A 2,990-nucleotide genomic window follows, 5' to 3' on the forward strand; every position below is an offset into this window, starting at 1 on the left:
AGCAACTGACGCCGAACCCGACCCCGGCTCAAACCACGATCAATGATTCGGTCGACACCACCACCGCGACCCTCACTGCATCGCCGAGCGTGACCGAAGGCGGCGTGATCACCTATACCGTGACCCTGAGCAACCCTGCTCAGACGCCGGTAACCGTGACCCTGTCCAACGGCCAGACTGTGACTGTTGAAGCGGGCAAGACCCAAGGCAGTGTCGACTTCCAGACCCCGGCCAACGACGTTTACAACAACGGCTCGACCGTCAATGTCACCATCGACAAAGCAACCGGTGGCAATTTCGAGCAACTGACACCGGACCCAACACCTGCATCGACTGTCATCCAGGACAGCATCGACCCTGTAACTGTGAGCATCGTCAGCAATGGCAATGTGACTGAAGATCAGCAGCCTGTCTTTACTGTAAAAGTCAGTCAGGCGCTGGATCGGCCACTGACCGTTACCCTGTCCAATGGCGACAAGGTCACCATTGAAGCCGGTAAAACAGAGGTGGAGTACAAGGCGGCAGCCCAAGGTGATGATGTCTTCAAAGATCCCGGCTCTCTCACTCTTGGCGTTACTGACGCAAGCGTCCCAGGTGCCACCTTTGAGAAGCTGGAGTTCGGTAGCCCCGCGACTGTTGAAATCTCAGACACCATCAGTGAAGTTGTAGCCACGCTGACCGCGAGCCCTTCGGTAACCGAAGGCGGCGAGATTACGTACACCATCACGCTGACCAACAAAGATGGTCTGCCGATCAACAACCCTTCGGACCTGTACTTCAAGCTGACCGACGGCACCAATATCGTCGTGGCGGCAAACAGCACCACCGGTTCGGCCACTGTTATCGCACCGGACAACGTCTACGTCGGCACCAATGCGCCAGTGGTCAACGCCATTGATTCGGTCAGCGGCCAGGATGCGTGGAAGTTCGAGCAACTGACTCTGGACAAGACCGAGGTCAGCACCCAGGTCACCGACGAGCCTGGCACCCCGGGCAACGAAGGTGACATCGTCAAGGTCACCATCACGGCTGACCAGGTTTCGGTCGCCGAGAACGTCAAACCGACGTTCACCGTGCATATCAATCAGCCTTTGGCTCACGACCTGGTCGTGACCCTGAGCAACGATGCCAAGGTCACCATCAAGGCTGGCGAAACCACCGCGGCTTACGAGCACGCAGCACAGGGCGATGACGTTTACCAAGACGCCGGCGAAATCACCTTGGGCATCAAGTCGGCGGCCGATGCTACCGGTGCAGCGTTCGAGAACCTGCAACTGGGCGGCGACGCCTCGGTAAAAGTCACCGACACCATCGATGAAGTGGTCGCCAAACTGACCGCTACCCCATCGGTGACCGAAGGCGGCGAGATTACCTACACCATCACGTTGACCAACAAAGATGGTCTGCCGATCAACAACCACGCGGAGCTGTACTTCAAGCTGACCGACGGCACCAATATCGTCGTGGCGGCCAACAGCACCACCGGTTCGGCCACTGTTATCGCGCCGGACAACGTCTACGTCGGCGCCAACGCGCCAGTGGTCAACGCCATTGACTCGGTCAGCGGCCAGGATGCGTGGAAGTTCGAGCAGTTGACCCTGGACAAGACCGAGGTCAGCACCCAGGTCACCGACGAGCCTGGCACCCCGGGCAACGAAGGTGACATCGTCAAGGTCACCATCACGGCTGACCAGGTTTCGGTCGCCGAGAACGTCAAACCGACCTTTACCGTGCACATAAACACGGTCCTGGCGCATGACCTGACTGTGACCCTGAGCAATGACGCGGTCGTGACAATCAAGGCCGGTCAAACTTCGAGCGAGCCGTACACTCACGACGCACAGGGCGATGACGTCTACCAAGACGCCGGCGAAATCACCTTGGGCATCAAGTCGGCGGCCGATGCTACCGGTGCAGCGTTCGAGAACCTGCAACTGGGTGGCGACGCTTCGGTAAAAGTCACCGACACCATCGATGAAGTGGTCGCCAAACTGACCGCGACCCCATCGGTGGCCGAAGGCGGCGAGATTACCTACACCATCACGCTGACCAACAAAGATGGTCTGCCGATCAACAACCACGCGGAGCTGTTCTTCAAGCTGACCGACGGCACCAACATTGTCGTGGCGGCCAACAGCACCACCGGTTCGGCCACTGTTATCGCGCCGGACAACGTCTACGTCGGCACCAACGCACCAGTGGTCAACGCCATTGATTCGGTCAGCGGCCAGGATGCCTGGAAGTTCGAGCAGCTGACCCTGGACAAGGCCGAGGTTCAAACTCAGGTTACTGACGAGCCGTTTGGCCAAGGCGACTTGGTCAAGGTCAGCATCGCTGCCGATCAGCTGTCTGTGAATGAGGCTACTGAGCCGACCTTCACCGTTACCCTGAACCAGGCGCTCGACAAGCCATTCACCGTGACTTTGAGCACCGGTGCCACCCTGACCTTCGCGGCCGGTGAAACCACCAAGTCCTATGCCGCTCCGGCGCAGGGCGATGACGTGTTCAAGGACGAAGGCAAGATCACCGTCAGCATCACCAAGGCGGAAGTGGTCGGCGAGCAGTTGGAAAACCTGCAAATCGGCGAGCCTGCTACCGTTGCGGTCACCGATACTCAGAGCCCGGTTACTGCCCAGCTCACTGTGGATAACACCACAGTGGCCGAAGGGGGCCAGATCACTTACACCGTGACCTTGGTCAGTGCTGATCCAAGCCTGCCAGTGACCAACCACAAGGGTCTGACCTTCACCCTGACTGACGGCACCACTGTGACCGTCAAGGCAGGCGAGGCCACCGGTTCGGTTACCGTCACTGCGCCAGATAACGTTTATGTCAACGACCCGGTGACCATCACCCAAGGCCTGACCAAGGTCGAAGGCGCCGGCGCCGATCAGTTCGAGCAACTGAACCTGGGCAAAGATACCGTCAGCACAGTAGTTACCGATGAGCCAGGCACTCCAGGTAACCCAGGTGGCAATAACGAAGGCGAC

Annotated in this window: 1 protein-coding gene; it reads left to right on the forward strand. The window is 58.9% G+C overall.

What is annotated here, in order from left to right:
• The coding region (locus tag APH30_RS29245) for an immunoglobulin-like domain-containing protein (RefSeq protein WP_371262942.1) at window positions 1-2,990 on the forward strand (2,990 nt) is incomplete at both ends.

Origin of the sequence: Pseudomonas sp. NBRC 111127 (assembly GCF_001320345.1) — a bacterium.
Taxonomy (GTDB): Bacteria; Pseudomonadota; Gammaproteobacteria; order Pseudomonadales; family Pseudomonadaceae; genus Aquipseudomonas; species Aquipseudomonas juntendi.